This window comes from Streptomyces sp. NRRL F-5135 (assembly GCF_000719775.1).
Classification (GTDB): domain Bacteria; phylum Actinomycetota; class Actinomycetes; order Streptomycetales; family Streptomycetaceae; genus Streptomyces; species Streptomyces hebeiensis.
Genome location: NZ_JOHR01000009.1, coordinates 86,773 through 104,628 on the forward strand (window position 1 = coordinate 86,773; position 17,856 = coordinate 104,628).

General features: G+C 73.5%; 13 protein-coding genes. 8 read left to right on the forward strand and 5 right to left on the reverse strand.

The genetic code is table 11. From position 1 onward, the window contains the following. The first annotated feature begins 336 nt into the window (after positions 1-336). The 7 genes from IG02_RS0117355 (at position 337) to IG02_RS0117385 (ending at position 11,554) form a co-directional block, all read left to right on the forward strand. Complete coding sequence (locus tag IG02_RS0117355; RefSeq protein WP_078854558.1) at positions 337-1,782, forward strand: hypothetical protein; 1,446 nt, start codon at positions 337-339, stop codon at positions 1,780-1,782. Between the two features lie 134 nt (positions 1,783-1,916). Next, positions 1,917-2,900: a glutamate ABC transporter substrate-binding protein gene (locus IG02_RS0117360; RefSeq protein WP_030748225.1), complete on the forward strand. Its 984-nt coding sequence runs from the start codon at positions 1,917-1,919 to the stop codon at positions 2,898-2,900. Between the two features lie 226 nt (positions 2,901-3,126). Continuing rightward, positions 3,127-4,470: a hypothetical protein gene (locus tag IG02_RS0117365; protein WP_030748227.1), complete on the forward strand. Its 1,344-nt coding sequence runs from the start codon at positions 3,127-3,129 to the stop codon at positions 4,468-4,470. Then, positions 4,467-7,085 carry a serine/threonine-protein kinase gene (locus tag IG02_RS0117370; RefSeq protein WP_030748230.1) on the forward strand — a complete coding sequence of 873 codons (2,619 nt, stop codon included), beginning with the start codon at positions 4,467-4,469 and terminating at the stop codon, positions 7,083-7,085. Before IG02_RS0117365 ends, IG02_RS0117370 begins: the two co-directional genes overlap by 4 nt. A gap of 3 nt (positions 7,086-7,088) precedes the next feature. Continuing rightward, the gene (locus IG02_RS0117375; protein WP_051765189.1) at positions 7,089-8,609 is read left to right on the forward strand and encodes a PP2C family serine/threonine-protein phosphatase; all 1,521 of its coding nucleotides are present in this window, start codon (positions 7,089-7,091) and stop codon (positions 8,607-8,609) included. A 171-nt stretch (positions 8,610-8,780) separates the two neighbouring features. Continuing rightward, entirely contained in the window at positions 8,781-10,169 is a 1,389-nt protein-coding gene (locus tag IG02_RS0117380; RefSeq protein WP_030748236.1) for a vWA domain-containing protein, read from the forward strand. A 92-nt stretch (positions 10,170-10,261) separates the two neighbouring features. Next, on the forward strand, positions 10,262-11,554 hold the full coding sequence (locus IG02_RS0117385) for an FHA domain-containing protein (RefSeq protein ID WP_030748239.1): 1,293 nt from the start codon (positions 10,262-10,264) through the stop codon (positions 11,552-11,554). Between the two features lie 26 nt (positions 11,555-11,580). Here IG02_RS0117385 and IG02_RS0117390 read toward each other — a convergent pair whose 3' ends face one another. Beyond that, positions 11,581-12,678 (reverse strand): methyltransferase domain-containing protein, encoded by a 1,098-nt coding sequence (locus IG02_RS0117390; protein ID WP_030748242.1) that lies wholly within the window; start codon positions 12,676-12,678, stop codon positions 11,581-11,583. A gap of 130 nt (positions 12,679-12,808) precedes the next feature. Between IG02_RS0117390 and IG02_RS0117395 the strand changes: the two genes are divergently transcribed. Continuing rightward, complete coding sequence (locus IG02_RS0117395) at positions 12,809-13,213, forward strand: globin (protein WP_030748245.1); 405 nt, start codon at positions 12,809-12,811, stop codon at positions 13,211-13,213. Between the two features lie 68 nt (positions 13,214-13,281). Here the strand turns inward: IG02_RS0117395 and IG02_RS0117400 are convergent, their stop codons facing one another. From IG02_RS0117400 to IG02_RS0117415, 4 genes are all read right to left on the reverse strand, one after another. Then, positions 13,282-13,977, reverse strand: coding sequence for a hypothetical protein (locus IG02_RS0117400; RefSeq protein ID WP_030748248.1), 696 nt, complete (start codon positions 13,975-13,977; stop codon positions 13,282-13,284). Continuing rightward, a complete protein-coding gene (locus IG02_RS0117405) occupies positions 13,974-14,438 on the reverse strand; it encodes an acyl-CoA thioesterase (RefSeq protein WP_030748250.1) in 465 nt (154 codons plus the stop codon). Before IG02_RS0117405 ends, IG02_RS0117400 begins: the two co-directional genes overlap by 4 nt. 1 nt (position 14,439) lies before the next feature. Further along, a complete protein-coding gene (gene ettA / locus IG02_RS0117410) occupies positions 14,440-16,104 on the reverse strand; it encodes an energy-dependent translational throttle protein EttA (protein WP_078854560.1) in 1,665 nt (554 codons plus the stop codon). 232 nt (positions 16,105-16,336) lie between these two features. Beyond that, complete coding sequence (locus IG02_RS0117415; protein WP_030748256.1) at positions 16,337-17,773, reverse strand: Cys-Gln thioester bond-forming surface protein; 1,437 nt, start codon at positions 17,771-17,773, stop codon at positions 16,337-16,339. Positions 17,774-17,856: the final 83 nt, after the last annotated feature.

Genomic DNA, 17,856 nt, shown 5'->3' on the forward strand with positions numbered 1-17,856 from the left:
CATGGATGGGGGACGTCGGACGCGAGGTGGGGGAGATCGGAAGGCCGGCGCGAACGGGACTCCGCCGTAACGGAACCGGCCGGACAGCGCCGGGCCGTACAGCGAAGGGCCGGACGGGCGCCTGCCGGACGCGCTCGGAGGGGCCGCGCAGGCGGTTCGACCGCTCTGCGAGCGGAGCGGAGGCGTACGCGCGCGGACTCGGGTCCATGCGGGTAACAAGATCCAGACGGCCGGGTGTAGTTGCCGGTCTCTGCGGCCATACTGCTGACCGGGAGTTCGTCCCCCGTCACCATCACCGGGGGCTCGTCGTCGTCGGATGACCGAGGGGGAGGTCACGTGACACATCCGCCGCATGTGCGTACCGCACCACCGTCGGCTCCGACGTATGCGCCCACGGTGCCGCCGGGACCACCGGGGCGGACGGAGCAGCGGGGCGGCCGGGGGGACCGGGAACCGCGGGGGACGCCGCCCGAACGCCGCCCGGCGTGGCAGGAGTCCATGGAGCGGCTGCGCGCCGCGGCCACCACGGAGCCCGGCCGGCTGAGGATCATCGGCGCGGCCCTGGCACTGCTGGTCGTGGCGTTCGGGGCGGTGACGGCCTGGGAGGCCACCGACCGGTTCGGCGCGGCCGACGACGTGGTGAAACGCAGTCAGCCGCTGACCGTCGGCGCCGCGGACATCTACCGCTCCCTGGCCGACGCCGACACGGCCATGGCGAGTGCCTTCCTCTCGGGGGCCCAGGAACCGGCCGCGTTGCGCGAGCGCTATCAGGAGGACATCGAGCGGGCCTCGCGGCTGCTGGTCGAGGCGGCCACGTACACGGAGAGTTCGAGCGATTCGGGGCGCGAGATCGCCACGCTCAACGAGGGGCTGCCCCGCTACACGGGCCTCGTCGAACGGGCCCGTGCCAACAACCGGCAGGGCCTGCCGCTGGGTGGCGCCTATCTGCGGTACGCGAACCAGCGGATGACCGAGGAGCTGCTGCCCGCCGCCGAGCGGTTGTACGAAGCGGAGACGGACCGGCTGCGCCGTGACAGCGACGACGCGCGGAGCCTGCCGTACGCGGCACTGGCGCTGGGCGTGCTGGTCCTCGGCGCGCTCGCCGGCGCCCAGCGGCGCGACTACCGCCGCACGAACCGGGTCTTCAACCAGGGACTGCTCACCGCCACCGCCGCGAGCACGGTGCTGCTGCTCTGGCTGACCGTCGGGCACACGGTCGCACGGGTCGAGCTGCACGGCGCGCAGGTGCACGGCCAGGCGTCGCTGGAGGTCCTGAACGACGCCCGGGTCAGCGCCCTCAAGGCCCGGGCGAACGAGAATCTGACCCTGGTGGCGCGGGGCGCCGTCCTCACGGACGACGGCAAGCACGACAAGTACGAGACGGACTACGCCACGAACATGGGCAGGCTCGACGCCGCGCTCGCCGAGGCCCGGAAGCTGGCGGACGACCCGGCGGGCGCGGAGCCGGTGCGGGCCGCGATCCGGTCGGTCGCGCAGTGGCGCGAGCGGCACCGCTCGGCCGGTGAGACCGACCGGGCGGGTGACTACGACGCCGCGGTGGAGAAGGTCATCGGGGACGAAGGGTCCACGGAGCAGTCCTTCGATCAGGTGAACAAGGCGCTCGTGACGGCGCTCGCGCGGGAGCAGTCGGAGTTCGACGAGGCCGCCCGGGACGGACTCGGCGCGCTGGCCCCGCTGGCGGTCGGGGCGGGCGTCCTGGCGGTGGTCGGCGTGCTGGGTACGGTCCTCGGCATCGGCCGCAGGCTGTCGGAGTACCGGTGAGAGGGGGCGGGATGGGGACAGTCGGAGGACTCGACCGGTCCCACGGGGGCGATTCGGCGGGCGGGCCTTCGCCGGTCCCGGCCCGCGGGCCCGGCCTCGCGGGCCGGCTCCGCGGCTGGGGCGGCGTCTCGGCCATGGCCGCGGCCTGCGCGCTGACGGCGGCGGTCACCCTGCTGCCGTTGTCCCACTCGGTCGACACCCGCGCCGAACGGGTGACGTCCGGTCAGCGCATCGGCTCCGTCACGCAGGCCGACGACGATGCGTGCGAGACGCCGGAGGCCAGTCTCCGGCCGTCCCCGGCCGACGAGGACGGGGACACCATCCGCTCGATCCGGGAGCGGCCGAACAGGAAGCTGGTCGTCGGGGTCGACCAGAACAGCTATCGCTGGGGTTACCGCGATCCGGTGACGGGCGATCTGGAGGGCTTCGACATCGACCTCGCGCGCGCCATCGCCGAGGACATACTCGGCAGCCGTGACGACATCATCTTCCGTGCCATCCCGACCAACCAGCGCGAGGCGGCGCTGAACAACGGCACGGTCGACCTGGTCGTCAGGACCATGACCATCACCTGTGACCGGCGGCAGCGCGTCGACTTCTCCACCGCGTACTTCCAGGTGGGGCAGCAGGTGCTGGCTCCGAAAGGCTCGTCGATCACCGGCTTCGACGCGTCGCTGGCCGGCAAGCGGGTCTGCACGGCCGAGGACTCCACCGCCTACCAGGCGCTGGAGAAGGACGCGCACGGCGCGATATTCAAGGACGAGCACGACGGAACACCCGCCGACGAGGACCGGTTGACGGTGCCCAACCAGCTCGACTGCCTGGTGCGCCTGCAGTTGGGCGAGGTGGACGCGGTGGTGACGGACAACGCGCTCGCGGCCGGCCAGGCGGCCCAGGACCCGGCGGTGGAGCTGGTCGGCGAGCCGCTGCCGCCGGAGTACTACGGCGTCGCCGTGAAACTGGGCAACGATGATCTGGTACGCAGGGTGAACAAGGTGCTGGAGGGGTATCGCGCGGGTGGGGCGGACAGCCGCTGGATGCGGTCGTACGAGACCTGGCTGAAGGCGGGGCTCCCGGGGATCACGGCCCCGCCGCCCGCCCGGTACCGGAACGAATGAACGGCGACCGACAGCCGAGCGGCCGCTGACGAGCGAGCGGCGGACAACCGAACGGCGGACAACCGAACGGCGGCTGACGACGGGCGGCGGCCGAGGAACGACGGAGGACTGCGCGACGGCCGGCGGAGGGCACGGCGGCGGGGCACGGCGGGAGACGGGCAGGACTGCGTGAACGGCCGGCCGGCCTCTCGGACGGCCGGTCAGGACCAGAGCGGAGAGGTGATCGATGGGCGCCACGGGCTCCTTCCTCGACCCGATGGGAGGGCCACCGGACCCGGTGCTGGACCGGGACCAGGTGGACCGTGCTCTGGCACGCCTCGAGGCCGAGCACGAGGCGATCGAGACCTCACTGCTCGCCCTCCAGGACCACGCCGGCCGCAGGCTCCTCGAGGGCGCCGAGCTGACCGGGGTCACGAAGGACCGGTGGTCCGCCGCCGAACGGTCGATCTCCCTGCTGTGGACGTATTTCGACGGCTACAGCGCCGCGCTGGCCGGCGCCCGGGAGGTGCGCGCCCGGCGCCGCTGGCCCAACCACGACGACCTGGCGGAGCTGACGGAGACACTGCGCGGGCGGAGCGTCACCGTCGCGGGCGGAGCGGGCCACGAGGTGCCGTCCCGCACGGGCCCGGCCCGGCTCGCCGAGCAGTTCACTCTCGCGGAGCTGGTCACCCGGATGAACGAGCTCTACGCGACGTCCCTGGACATGGTGGTGGCCGCCGACGCGGTCTGGTCGGCGCTGCCCGCCCGGATCGACCTGCTCTCCGCCGAGCTCCGGCGGACCCGTTCGCTGGCCCACTCCGTGGGCGTACGCCCCGGGGAGCATCCGGCGGGCGACGACCTGGAGTCCATCACGCACGAGTTGAGCGCGCTGCGCGAGATGGTGGTCTCGGACCCGCTGGCCTTCTGGCGGCCCGCGCCCGGCAGTTCGGCGCCGGGCGGCGGGCGCCCGGACACCGAGCGCTACGACCGGGCGGCGCGTGCGCTGGAGGACGTACGGCGCGAGATCGAGGCGGTCCTGCGGGTCCGCCAGGACTCGGAGGAGCGGCTGATGCGGCTGCGGGACGTGCTCTCGCGCGCGGACCGCACGCTCACGGAGGCGCGGTCGGCGCGCGGCGAGGTGCTGGCGAAGATCGCGGCGACGGAGGTGCCGGCGGTCAGCGGCCCGCCGACCGCCCTCCAGGAACGGCTGTCGGCCGCCGCCGAGTACCGCAGGCACGCCCAGTGGCATCGGCTCTCGCCGCTGCTGGAGTCGCTGGAACGGGACGCCGAGGACGAACTGCTGCGGGCGCGCGAGTCGTTGACGGCGGTCACGGCCCCCCTGGCCGTCCGGGCCGAGCTGCGCGGCCGGCTCGACGCGTACAAGGCCAAGGTGGCCCGGCACGGCATGGCCGAGGACCCGCTGCTGATCGAGCGGTACGACGCGGCGCGCCGGATGCTGTGGAGCGCGCCGTGCGATCTGCGCGTGGCGGAAGCGGCGGTGCTGCGCTACCAACAGGCCGCCGCCGAACTGCTGGTGCCGCGCGGGCCGGCGGCGGGTCTGCGGGGCGACGGGGAACGGGGAGAGCGATGAGTGCGACGGCGACGTGCCAACGCCCGGGCTGCGAGGGCTCGTACGAGGACATGGGCGGCGGTGAGCTGTACTGCGACACCTGCGGGCTCGCCCCCGTCGTGGCGTCGCGCGGGGCCCGGTCCGGGATCCCCGCCCAGGCGGGCGGCGACGGCGGCGGCTCGGGGCGTTCCTCGTCCCGGTCCTCCACCGGTTCCGCGCGCTCCTTCGCGGAGGGTTCGTCCCGGAGCACGGAGAGGTCGACGTCCCGGGCGTCCTCCCGCTCCTCGACGTCCCGGCGTTCGGTCTCGGGCCGGCTGTCGCGCACCCGCTCCGGGCGGCTGTCCGGCCGCTCGGTCTCGGTGCGCAGCTCCGGCTCCTCGTCGTCCTCCTCCGGGCTGGGCCGGCTCGGCGCCGGACTGGTCTCCGTGCCCGACGTGCCGCGCCGGGACCCGCGGTCCGCCGTGATGGAGAGCCCGGAGGTGCCGGAGCGCAAGCGGTACTGCTCGCGGTCGGACTGCGGGGCGCCGGTGGGCCGGGCGCGCGGCGGCAGGCCGGGGCGTACGGAAGGGTTCTGCACGAAGTGCGGCCATCCCTACTCGTTCGTGCCGAAGCTGCGCGCGGGCGACATCGTGCACGGGCAGTACGAGGTCGCGGGCTGTCTGGCCCATGGCGGCCTGGGCTGGATCTACCTCGCCGTCGACCGCGCCGTGTCGGACCGCTGGGTGGTTCTCAAGGGTCTGCTCGACACGGGCGACCAGGACGCGATGGAGGCGGCGATCTCCGAGCGCCGGTTCCTCGCGGAGATCGAGCACGCGAACATCGTCCGGATCTACAATTTCGTCGAACACCTGGACCAGCGCACCGGCTCCCTGGACGGCTACATCGTCATGGAGTACATAGGCGGCAAGTCGCTGAAGGAGATCGCCAACGAGCGGCGGGCACCGGACGGCAGGCGCGACCCGCTGCCCGTGGAGCAGGCCTGCGCGTACGGGATCGAGGCGCTGGAGGCGATCGGCCACCTGCACAGCCGCAACCTGCTCTACTGCGACTTCAAGGTGGACAACGCCATCCAGACGGAGGACCAGCTCAAGCTGATCGACCTGGGCGCGGTCCGCAAGATGGACGACGTCGAGTCCGCGATCTACGGGACGGTCGGCTACCAGGCGCCGGAGGTCGCCGAGACCGGCCCCTCCGTGGCCTCCGACCTGTACACGGTGGCGCGTACGCTCGCGGTCCTGACCTTCGACTTCCAGGGCTACACGAACGTGTTCGCGGACTCGCTGCCCGCGCCGGACAACATCGAGGTGTTCCGGTCGTACGAGTCCTTCTACCGGCTGCTGGTGCGGGCGACGGACCCGGACCCGGCGCGCCGGTTCTCCTCGGCCGCGGAGATGGCGGACCAGCTGACGGGGGTGTTGCGGGAGGTCGTGGCGCTCCAGACGGGTCGGCCGCGGCCCTCGCTGTCGACGCTGTTCGGCCCGGAGCTGCGGATCACGGACACGGAGCTGTTCGCGGAGCCGTCGGAGGACGTCTCGCGGCTGGGGGCGCGCGCGGGCGCGCCCGGCGCGCCGGGCCCGGGCACCTCGTCCCCCGGCGGCGGGCCCTTGCCCCCGGGCGGCGGGCCCCGGTTGAGGCCTCTGGACGCCGGGGCCACCGCGCTGGCCCTTCCCGTACCGACGATCGACGCGGCGGATCCGAACGCGGGCTTCCTGGCCGGGCTGATGGCCGCGGCCCCCGCCGAACTGCTCTCCGCGCTGCCCGGCGCGCCCGCCGAGTCCGTGGAGCTCGGGCTGCGCGAGCTGCGCGCGCGGCTGGAGCTGGGCGAGAGGGCCCCGGCCGCGGAGGCGCTGGAAAGGCTGGAGGAGCGGCGCCCCGACGACTGGCGGGTGGTCTGGTACCGGGGCGTCGCCGCGCTCGCGGGCGGTGACCACGAGACCGCGGCGCTCTCCTTCGACGCGGTCTACGACGCGTTTCCCGGCGAGCCCGCCCCGAAGCTGGCCCTGGGGGTCTGTGCGGAGGTGCTCGGCCAGCTGGACAACGCGGCCGAGTACTACCGGCTCGTGTGGACGACCGACCCGAGCTATGTGAGCGCCGCGTTCGGCCTGGCGCGGGTACAGCTCGCGGCGGGCGACCGGGTGGGCGCCGTACGGACCCTGGAGTCGGTGCCCGAGTCGTCGATCCACTACACGGCGGCGCGGGTGGCGGCCGTACGGGCCAGGCTGCGCGAGCGCGACCCGCGACCGCCGGCGGCGTCCCCGCCGTCGGCTCCGGACCCGGCGTCCGCACCGGCCGCGGCGTCCCCCTCCTCCGGCGGCGGCGCGGAACCGTCCCTGATCGAGGATCTGCTGGCGGCGGCGCACCAGGTGGCCGAGCTCCAGCGGTTCGGTCTGGACGCCGTCCGGCGTGAACGGCTGTCGACGGAGGTACTGGGCACGGCCCTGGACTGGGTACTCTCCGGTAGTCCCGGGTCACGGCCCGTGCAGGCCGCCCTGCTCGGGAGCGAACTGGACGAGCGCGGCCTCCGCTTCGGGCTGGAGCGCTCGTACCGGACGCTCGCGCGGCTCGCGCAGAGCGGCGAGGAAAGGATCGAACTGGTGGAGCGCGCAAACCGTTTCCGCCCCCGGACGTGGGTGTGATCGATGTCCCAGATGCCCGACCCGGCCGGCCGGCCGGTCTGCCCCGAGTGCGCGGAGCCGTTGGAGTCCGGCGACCTGTTCTGCGGAGCGTGCGGCCATGACCTGGCGGACCTGTGGTCCGCGTCACCGCCCGCCGGCGACCGTCCCACCCTGGTGATGAACCACACACCCGCCGCGGCGGTCCAGTGGCCCTCCGCACCCGGCACGGAACGCGGTACGGACCGCTCCGACGCGCCCGGACGCGCGTGCCACGCGGAGGAACTGCCGGTCCTGGAGTCGGACGGGTCACGTCTTCCCCCGCACACCGGGGACTTCGAGCTGCCCGCGCCGGCCCCGGCGGCGGCGCGGATACGGGGCGGGGAGGCCGCCGCCGTGGCGGACACGGACCCGACGCCCCCGGGCGGCACGCCGACCGACGCCCCCGGCACGGGTGGGACATCCGGCACGGACAGCACGGCCGGCCCCGGCGGCACGGGCGGTGAGTCCGCCACGGGCGCCGCGCCCGGCGGGGGGTCCGCCGTCGATCCCCGTACGACCACCCCGGTGCCCGGTTCCGTACCCGTCGGGCCACCGGCCCCGGGTGGCGGGGCCGGCGCGAAGCTCTGTGTCGCCTGCCGCACCGGCCGGGTCGACGCCGACGGGTACTGCGAGAACTGCGGGCACGCCCAGCCACGGGAACGGGATCACATGGAGCGGGAGCTGGGCTCGGTGGCGGCCGTCAGCGACCGGGGACTGCGCCACCACCGCAACGAGGACGCGTTCGCCGTGTCGTCCGCCGCCCTGCCGGACGGCTCACCCGCCGTCGTGGCCGTGGTCTGTGACGGGGTGTCGTCGGCGACCCGCCCCGACGACGCCTCGGCGGCGGCCGCCGCCTCCGCCGACGAGTCGCTGCTGGCGGGACTGGAGCGCGGCACGCACCCCCAGCAGGCCATGCACGACGCGATCGTCGCCGCCGCCGAGGCGGTCACCTCCCTCGCCGCGTACCCGCCCAGCGCCCTGGACGAGCCGCACCGCCATCAGAACGCACCCGCCTGCACGATCGTCGCCGCGGTCGTGGCGAACGGCCTGCTGACCGTCGGCTGGATCGGCGACAGCCGGGTGTACTGGGTCCCCGACGACCGGGGCCTACCGCCTGCCCGGCTCACCGAGGACGACTCCTGGGCCGCCCAGATGGTCGCGGCGGGCCTGATGAACGAGGCGGAGGCGTACGCGGACGCGCGCGCCCACGCGATCACGGGCTGGCTCGGCGCCGACGCCTATGAAGTGGAGCCGCACACCGCCTCGTTCAAGCCGGACCATTCCGGGGTGGTCGTGGTCTGCACGGACGGCCTGTGGAACTACGCGGAGGGCGCGGACGAGATGGCGGGAGCGCTGCCGGACGACGCGGCCGCCCGCCCGCTGCACGCGGCCCGGGTGCTGGTCGGGCACGCACTCGACGGCGGGGGCCATGACAACGTGACGGTGGCCGTGCTGCCGTTCGCCGTACCGCCGCAGGCCGCGGAATCCGCCTGCGCCACGGTATGAGCGCGCTCCGCGCCCCCCGGGCCGGCCCGGGCGGGTGGTCGGCGGCCCTCTGACGTCCCCCTGCCTCTTCCGCTTCCTCAGTTCACCCGTGGCCACTCACGGCCACGTATGACCCGTTGTGAACGCTTTTCACCTGTCTCAGTTATGTGGAGTGCCAAGGAGCCGATACAGATGGCCAACTTGTCCAAGTCGACCGCGCCGCGGTTCTCCGTCGACGTGTACCAGAACGAATTCCTGCCCGAGGGCGGGCGCGAGGTCAACGCGATCGTCACGGTCACCTCCACGGGTGGCGGCACCACCGGCGGAGTTCCGCTGCCCAGCGCCTCGTCGGCGTCGGCGTCGGCGTCATCCGCCCCGTCCGCGTCGGCGGCTTCCGCGGGGCCGAGCCCGGACGCGGCCGTAGTGATCATGGTCGACTGCTCGGGCTCCATGGACTACCCGCCGACGAAGATGCGCCACGCGCGCGACGCCACGGCCGCCGCCATCGACACCCTGCGCGACGGTGTCGCCTTCGCCGTGGTCAGCGGTACGCATGTGGCCAAGGAGGTCTTCCCCGGCCAGGGCCGCCTCGCCGTCGCCGACGCCTCGACCAGGGCCGGGGCCAAGGAGGCCCTGCGGCGGCTCAGCGCGGGCGGCGGTACGGCGATCGGCACCTGGCTGCGGCTGGCCGACCGGCTGCTGGCACCGGCCGATGTCGCCATCCGGCACGGCATCCTGCTCACGGACGGCCGTAACGAGCACGAGTCGGCGGACGCGCTCAGGGCCGCGTTGGACTCCGTGTCGGGCCGTTTCACCTGCGATGCCCGGGGCGTCGGCACGGACTGGGAGGTGAAGGAGGTCACAGGCGTCGCCTCGGCGCTGCTCGGCACCGCCGACATCGTCGCGGACCCGGCCGGGCTGGCCGAGGACTTCACCCGGATGATGGAGAACGCGATGGGCAAGGAGGTCGCGGACGTCTCGCTCCGGCTCTGGACACCCGTCGGCGTGGAGATCGGTTTCGTCAAGCAGGTGGCGCCCGCGGTCGAGGAGCTGACCGGGCGGCGCACCGAGGCGGGACCGCGCGTCGGGGACTATCCGACCGGCTCCTGGGGCGACGAGTCCCGTGACTACCACGTCTGTGTCCGCGTCCCGGAGGCGGGCATCGGCCAGGAGATGCTGGCCGCCCGGGTCTCGCTGGTCCTGCCCGCCCAGGGCGGTGGTGCTCCCGAGGTGCTGTCCCACGGGCTGGTACGGGCGGTGTGGACGGACGACCTGGCGGCCTCGACCGCGATCAATCCGCAGGTCGCGCACTACACGGGCCAGGCCGAACTCGCGACGGCCATCCAACAGGGGCTCGACGCCCGCAAGTCCGGGGATGCCGACGGCGCGACCGCGAAACTGGGACGAGCCGTACAGCTCGCCGCCTCGTCCGGAAACGCCGATACGGCGAAATTGCTTTCGAAGGTGGTGGACGTGGTCGATGCGGCGACAGGTACTGTGCGACTGAAGGCGAAGGTCGCGGACGCGGACGAGATGACCCTCGAGACGCGCTCGACGAAGACCGTCCGTGTGAAGAAGTAGCGTCACATACCGCCGACAGGACAAGCAGTCGAAGCAGTAGTCGCAGGAGCGAGCGGCCCGCGGGCCGGACGAGGAGAGGGGGAAGCGCCGACATGCCGACCTGCCCGAACGGACACCAGTCGGGTTCCGAGGACTGGTGCGAGGTCTGCGGCCACCGCATGGCCACCGGCGCCCCCGGGCCCGCCGGCGCCGTGCCGCCGCCCCCTCCCCCGCCGCCCGCGCCGGGGTACGGCTACCCGCAGGCCCCTTCCCCGGGACCGGACGCCACGGCGCAGGCGGAGCTGTGCCCGCAGTGCCGTACGCCCCGCGAGGCCATGGCGCCGTTCTGCGAGGAGTGCCGCTGGAACTTCCTGACGAACACGGCGACGTCGTACACGCCGCTGGCACCGCAGCACCGCACGGCGCCGCCGGCCGGTTTCGGCGGTCCGGGAGGTGGTCCGGGCGGTCCTGGTGGTGCCGCCGGTCCCGGGAATCCCGTGGTGCCGCCGTCCGGGCTCAACCTGCCGCCCGGATTCCAGGCCCAGCAGGGCCCGCCGCGGCCGCCCGACCCGTACGAGTACCAGGGCTCCCGCCCCTCCCAGCTGAACCGGCCCGCCGAGCCGCTGGGCCCCGAGCAGCCCGGACAGCCCGCGCCGGGGCCCGCGTCGGCGTCCTCGCCGTCGTCGCCCCCGTCGCCGCCCGGGCAGTCCTCGCCCGCCGTGCAGCCGCCGCAGGGCCCGCATCAGCAGGGGCACCAGCAGGGTCCGCCGCCCCCGCCGCCGTACCAGCAGGGTCCGCCGCCCCCGCCCGCCTTCCAGCAGCAGTCGGCCGCGCCACCGGCGCCACCGCGGCCCCAGTCGCCGCAGACCGGCGGTGACGACGACTGGATGCTGTCCCCGCCGGCGCACGCCCAGGGTCCGCAGTCCCCGCCGTCTCCGGCGCCGCAGTCGCAGTTCCCGCGGCAGGGCCCCGGGCAGCAGTACCCGGGACCGGCCGCCCCGGGCGGCTGGACGGCGGTCATCGCCCCCGACCGCGAGTACTTCATGGCGATGATGACCCGCAGCGGTCCGGAGGCGACCGGGCTGAACCTGCCCGCGTACTCCCCCGAGCAGCACCTGCCGCTGTCCGGGAGCCAGGTCACGATCGGCCGCCGCAGGCACTCCACGGGCGAGTCCCCGGACATCGACCTGTCGGTGCCGCCGGAGGACCCGGGCGTCTCGCACCAGCACGCGATCCTGGTCCACCAGCCGGACGGGAGCTGGGCCGTGGTCGACCAGAACTCCACCAACGGCACGACCCTCAACGGTGGCGAGGACCCGATACAGCCCTATGTCCCCATCCCGCTGAAGGACGGCGACCGGGTGCACGTCGGCGCCTGGACGACGATCACGATCCGCAGGGGCTGAGCGCCACCGCCCGGTCGGTTGTCCGGTCAGCCGCGCTCGGAGCCGAGGGGCCATACGTACGGGCCCGCCGGATCGTCCAGCCACGCCCACTGCCGGTCGTCGGCGGCGACGGTGACGCCGAACCGTTCCCGTCCGGGGCGCGCTTCCTGCTCCCACAGGGAGAGCGCCTCGCGCGGGTCCAGGGTCCCCGCGGTCAGCGTCAGCAGGAACTGCAGGAGTTCGTCCCCGCCCGCGCGGGCGGGCGGGGCGCCGGGCGGCCGGTGCCCCGGGTGCCGGGCCCCGGGCAGGCCCCGCAGGGGGACGAAGTAGGCGGCGGTGGGCAGGAAGCGCCCCTCCGCCCAGCTCCCGCGCGCTTCTTCCGGGGCGCGGGGCTTCCGACCGGAATCCTGACCGAGCCCAGGGCCGCTCCCTTGGGCGGGCCCGAGGCCGCTGCCCGCCACCCGCAGCGAGAGCAGCCCGCCCGCGAGCGGGGCCAGGATGCGCGCGCCCGGCCTGCACTGCGCGGGCCACGCCGCCGGTACGGACGTCAGGGTGCAGGTCGCGATGATCGCGTCGTACGGGCCGCGCCCCGGGACGCCGCGCGCTCCGTCGCCGGTGACGACGGTCGGCCGGTAGCCGGCCGTGGCGAGATGCCCGCGCGCGGACTCCGTGATCTCCGGGTCGAGGTCGACGGTGGTGACCCGCTCGTCCCCGAGCCGGTGCGCCAGCAGGGCAGCGTTGTAGCCGGTGCCGGCGCCGATCTCCAGCACCCGGTCCCCGTCCCGTACCGCCAGCTCCGCGAGCATGCGGGCCATCAGGGACGGCTGGCTGCTGGACGAGACCAGCTCGCCGTCACGGATCCGGGTCGCCAGCGGCGCGTCCCCGTACGCCCCGCGCAGCCATCGCCGCCGCCGTGCGGGATCGGGGTCCCCGTACCAGAGCCGGTCCCAGCCGCCCGGCCGGCTGACGAAGTAGTACGGCACGAACACATGACGCGGCACCGCTTCGAACGCCGCGCGCCAGGCCGGATCCGCCAGTGCCCCGGCCGCCGCGATGCCCCGGACCAGCGCGGCACGGGCCTCGGCGGCGGCCGCGTCGTCCGGCGGGTACAGATCAGGGGTGTGTTCGTCACCGTGAGCGCCCATCCCTCCACTGTCCTGGGTCGGCGCCCCGGAAGCGAGCAGGCCCCGCCGCCGCGAGGTCCGCGCTGCCCGGAGGCCGGTCGGGAGTCCTAGGGCCGAGGTACTCGGCCGGGGCGTCTGAGACGATGGACGGGTGACAGAGATTCGGCGCGGCACGCTTCAGGAGCAGACCTTCTACGAGCAGGTCGGCGGCGAGGAAACCTTCCGACGCCTGGTCCACCGCTTCTACCAGGGCGTGGCGGAGGACCCGCTGCTGCGTCCCATGTACCCGGAGGAGGATCTCGGCCCCGCCGAGGAGCGCCTCGTTCTCTTCCTCATGCAGTACTGGGGCGGCCCTCGCACATACAGCGAGAACCGAGGCCACCCCAGGCTGCGGATGCGTCACGCGCCGTTCACGGTCGACCGGGCCGCGCACGACGCGTGGTTGAGGCACATGCGGACGGCGGTCGACGAACTCGGCCTGTCCGAGGAGCACGAACGGCAGCTCTGGGACTACCTGACGTTCGCGGCGGCCTCGATGGTCAACACCCCGGACTGACCCCTCGCCCGCGCCGCGCTCCGAAGCGGCGGGCGCCGGGCCGCCGCGCGGCGGCCCGCACGCACCGCTCAGGCAGGCGTGACCGTGAGGCCGCCGAGGCCCGCGCTCCGTACCGCGATCGAGCCGTAGGGCGTACGGAGCCGGAGCCAGGCGCCCGACTCCAGCAGCACCGGCCGCTCCTCGCGCCCCGCGCCCGCGGGCACCATGGCCCGGACGGGCCGCAGGAAGCCCAGCGACTGCGCCGCGTGGACGGCACGCAGCGGCAGGCGGGTGTCGCCGAGCGTGCGGGACCATATCTCACGGCCGATCCGGTCCCGCTCCGCGCGCGTGCGCTCGTTCGGCGCGAGTCGTTCGTCGCGGGCCCGGAACTCGGCCACCGCGGCGGTCAGCGCGCCCCTGATGGCCTCCTCGTCCGGCAGCCCGGCCACCTGCCGCCAGCCGCCGCGCGGCGGCAGCACGCCTGCCCAGGGCGGGCCCGTGACGGCCGCCGGCACCAGCGCGCTGCCGGTGGACTCGTCCAGGGCTTCCAGCAGTTCCCCGGCGGAGACGGTGACGTCGAACTCGGGCGCCGCGGCCAGCCGGGCCGTACGGATGGCCAGCACCTCGAAGGACGGGGGCCGTCCGAACACCGCGAGCGCGCCGCCGCCGGCCTGGAGCCGGACGGCGGCGGCGCGGTCGTAGTGGATCAGCCGCGCGAGGAAGGCGCCGAGGTCGGCCGCCTCGCGCCCGTCGGCGAACTCCAGGGTCCGAACCGCCGCCGTCATGCCGCGAGCGCGTCCTTCTCGTCCGCCCGGCCGGTCCCTTCGGTCCCGTCAGCGTCTTCGGCCATGTACTCCATCAAGTACGACCGCTCCTCGGCGGTGATCCGCCGGGGCCGCGCCGCCTCGAGGTCGTAGGGCACGACGACCGTCGAGGCCCGCACGTACACCTGGTCCTCGTCCTTGATCTCGTACGCGATGGTCAGCGACGCGGCGGAGATCTTCGTCACCCAGGACTCGACGGTCACCGGCTCGTGCCGGTGGACCAGCGGACGCTTGTAGTCGATCTCGTGGCGGGCGACCACGGACCCGCCGGAGAACGACGGCGAGCCGTCCCCCGGCGCCAGCCGGAACATGAAGTCGATCCGCGCCTCCTCCAGGTAACTGATGAAGACCGCGTTGTTGACGTGCCCGAAGGCGTCCATGTCCGACCAGCGCAGGGGGCAGCTGTAGATGTGCCGGGCCATGTCAGCCCCGGGTCAGCTTCTTGTAGGTGGCCCGGTGCGGGCGGGCGGCGTCGGCGCCGAGCCGTTCGATCTTGTTCTTCTCGTAGGACTCGAAGTTGCCCTCGAACCAGAACCACTTGGAGTCGCCCTCGTACGCCAGGATGTGCGTGGCGACGCGGTCGAGGAACCAGCGGTCGTGGGAGACGACCACGGCCGCGCCCGGGAACTCCAGCAGCGCGTTCTCCAGCGAGGACAGGGTCTCGACGTCGAGGTCGTTGGTGGGCTCGTCGAGGAGGAGCAGGTTGCCGCCCTGCTTGAGGGTCAGCGCCAGGTTGAGGCGGTTGCGCTCGCCTCCGGAGAGCACCCCGGCCGGCTTCTGCTGGTCCGGGCCCTTGAACCCGAACGCGGAGACGTAGGCGCGCGAGGGCATCTCGACCTGGCCGACGTTGATGTAGTCCAGCTCGTCCGAGACGACCGCCCACAGCGTCTTCTTCGGGTCGATGTTGCCGCGGCCCTGGTCGACGTAGCTGATCTTGACGGTGTCGCCGACCTTGATGGTGCCGGAGTCCGGCTCCTCGAAGCCCTGGATCATCTTGAACAGCGTGGTCTTGCCGGCGCCGTTCGGGCCGATGACCCCGACGATGCCGTTGCGCGGCAGCGTGAAGGACAGGTCGTCGATGAGGACCTTGTCGCCGAACGCCTTGGAGAGGTTCTCCACCTCGACGACGACATTGCCGAGCCGCGGGCCCGGCGGGATCTGGATCTCCTCGAAGTCCAGCTTCCGCATCTTGTCCGCCTCGGCGGCCATCTCCTCGTAACGGGCCAGTCGGGCCTTCGACTTGGCCTGCCGCCCCTTGGCGTTGGAGCGGACCCACTCGAGCTCTTCCTTGAGCCGCTTCGCGCGCTTGGCGTCCTTCTGGCCCTCGACCTTGAGGCGGGTCTGCTTGGTCTCCAGGTACGTGGAGTAGTTGCCCTCGTAACCGATGGCGCGGCCGCGGTCCAGCTCCAGGATCCAGCCCGCCACGTTGTCCAGGAAGTACCGGTCGTGGGTGACGGCGACGACGGTGCCGGGGTACTTGGCGAGGTGCTGCTCCAGCCACTGCACGGACTCGGCGTCCAGGTGGTTGGTGGGCTCGTCGAGCAGCAGCAGGTCGGGCGCCTCGAGCAGCAGCTTGCAGAGCGCGACGCGGCGGCGCTCACCACCGGAGAGGTTGGTGACGGGCCAGTCGCCGGGCGGGCAGCCGAGCGCGTCCATGGCCTGCTCCAGCTGGGTGTCCAGGTCCCACGCGTTCGCGTGGTCGAGGTCCTCCTGGAGCTTGCCCATCTCCTCCATCAGCGCGTCGGAGTAGTCCGTCGCCATCAGCTCGGCCACCTCGTTGAAGCGGTTGAGCTTGCCCATGATCTCGGCGGCGCCGTCCTGCACGTTCTGCAGGACCGTCTTGGACTCGTCCAGCGGCGGCTCCTGGAGGAGCATGCCCACGGTGTAGCCCGGAGCCAGGAACGCGTCACCGTTGGACGGCTGCTCCAGACCCGCCATGATCTTCAGCACGGTGGACTTACCCGCGCCGTTCGGGCCCACCACACCGATCTTCGCGCCCGGCAGGAAGCTCAGCGACACGTCATCGAGGATGACCTTGTCACCGTGCGCCTTGCGCGTCTTGCGCATCGTGTAGATGTACTCAGCCAAGAGAAACCGTCCGGCAATCGAGAAGGGCCAATGTGCGGCTCCGCCGCGTGAGGGCAGATACAGCCATCTTGCCCGACCGCCGCCCCTGGGCGAAAACCCGTATCACCGGAGCCCTCCGAACAGCGGCTTTCACCGTCGGTTCCGGCGATTCGCCGACACCGCCGGTCGCCGCCGCGCCCGAACGCTCACACGCCGGGCGCGCGCGGTCACTCACCGTTGCCGGGCCCGTCGGTCACTCGCCGTCGGCGGGCCCGTCCGTCCCGGCAGCGTTCTTCTTCCGGAGGAGGAAGACGGCGGCACCGCCGAACACCACCAGGGCGATCGCCAGGCCCGCTATCACCGGCGTGGCGCCGGAGGAGCCGGTCTCCGCCAGGTTGTCCCCGCCGCCGAGCGCGGACGGACCGCCCGCCGAGGCCGGGAGGGGCTGCGAGGACGCCTTCTGGGTCACCGGGCCCGCGTCACTGGTGGTCACGCAGTCCAGCACCCCCTTGAAGTTCTGGGAGAAGCCGCCGGGTCCGGTGACGGTGAAGTCGTACGCCGCGTCCTCGCCGACCGGGACGGTGACGGTCCTGGACGCGCCGGCCGCCACGGTGTGCTCCTCCCCCGCCAGCTCGAACACGTACGCCTCGTCCCCCTGGTTGACGACGCTGACGTCGACACCCCCGGCCGCGCAGTTCTTCTTCGCGGTGATCGCGGGTATCGCGCCGCCCTCGGCCCAGTTGGCGCTCGCCGTGGCGGAGACCGTCGAGTCGCTGGAGCCCGCGAGGATCTGCGTCTGGCTCCTCGTCACCCCGGCGAAGGCCCGGCCGACCGGCACGGAGGTGGTCGCCTGCACGGTCAGCCGGCCGGAGGCGGCCGAGGCGTCCTCGGGGACGTCGAAGTACAGCCGCGCCCCGTCCTTGGCCGTGTCCACCGCGACGCCGTACTCGTCCGTGATCCTCACTCCGCTGGCGGCGGCGTCCACGGGGGGTGAGACCGTGACGCCTGCCGCGTCCGTACGCACCGTGACGGGACCGAGCCGCTCCCCCGCCCTGCCGGAGACCGCCGCGGGCTCCAGCGTGAGCGACGCCCGGGGCTCCGCGACGTTCCGCGCGCTCTTCTCCAGCCAGTCCGCGAGCTTCTCGGCCTGCGCGTCCCGCGCCTCGACGTCGACACCGTCCGAGTACCGCCAGATCGCCACCTGGGTACCGGCCGCCGCGGTCCGCTCCGTGAGGGGGCCGGTGCCCGCGCTCTTCGCCAGGGCCGCGAGGTTGTCGACCTGCGGGTAGGAGTGCTCCAGGATCCAGCGGATCTTGCCCGCGTTCTCGTTGCCGCCGAGCGAGGTCTCGCCCCAGGAGGTCTCCACGTACGCCGCCTGGTCCTGCGTCGGGTTGTGGATGTCTATGCAGTACGTCTTGAGATTGCCGCCCCCGTCGACGGTCATCTCGAACAGTCCGGCGGGCAGTCGCTGGTCCTCGCCGTCCTCATGGAGCACGGCGTCGTCGTAGATCGTCAGCCCGTCCAGGGTGGCGGACGCGCCGCCCCCGTGCTGGGGGGCCTCGTCGGCGGCGGTGGCCGTGCCGGCGCCGGCCAGGGATCCCATGGCCAGCAGCCCCGTGGTGACGACCGCGGCGGCGAGCCGGGCGGCGCCCCGCCTCCGTACCGATGACGCAGATATCGCAGAAAACACAGAATTCCCCTTCGGGCAAGGCCGTGTCGCGCGGGGCGCACAGGGTGGGGATGCCTTGCCGGCAGACTCAAGTGCCCCATGAG

Excerpts from the sequence above, each read along its gene's own strand:
- IG02_RS0117380 (WP_030748236.1), top strand. The coding sequence starts at position 8,781 with ATGGCCAACTTGTCCAAGTCGACCGCGCCGCGGTTCTCCGTCGACGTG.
- IG02_RS0117385 (WP_030748239.1), top strand. The coding sequence starts at position 10,262 with ATGCCGACCTGCCCGAACGGACACCAGTCGGGTTCCGAGGACTGGTGC.
- IG02_RS0117375 (WP_051765189.1), top strand. The coding sequence starts at position 7,089 with ATGTCCCAGATGCCCGACCCGGCCGGCCGGCCGGTCTGCCCCGAGTGC.
- IG02_RS0117390 (WP_030748242.1), bottom strand. The coding sequence starts at position 12,678 with ATGGGCGCTCACGGTGACGAACACACCCCTGATCTGTACCCGCCGGAC.
- IG02_RS0117365 (WP_030748227.1), top strand. The coding sequence starts at position 3,127 with ATGGGCGCCACGGGCTCCTTCCTCGACCCGATGGGAGGGCCACCGGAC.
- IG02_RS0117360 (WP_030748225.1), top strand. The coding sequence starts at position 1,917 with ATGGCCGCGGCCTGCGCGCTGACGGCGGCGGTCACCCTGCTGCCGTTG.
- IG02_RS0117370 (WP_030748230.1), top strand. The coding sequence starts at position 4,467 with ATGAGTGCGACGGCGACGTGCCAACGCCCGGGCTGCGAGGGCTCGTAC.
- IG02_RS0117405 (WP_030748250.1), bottom strand. The coding sequence starts at position 14,438 with ATGGCCCGGCACATCTACAGCTGCCCCCTGCGCTGGTCGGACATGGAC.
- IG02_RS0117400 (WP_030748248.1), bottom strand. The coding sequence starts at position 13,977 with ATGACGGCGGCGGTTCGGACCCTGGAGTTCGCCGACGGGCGCGAGGCG.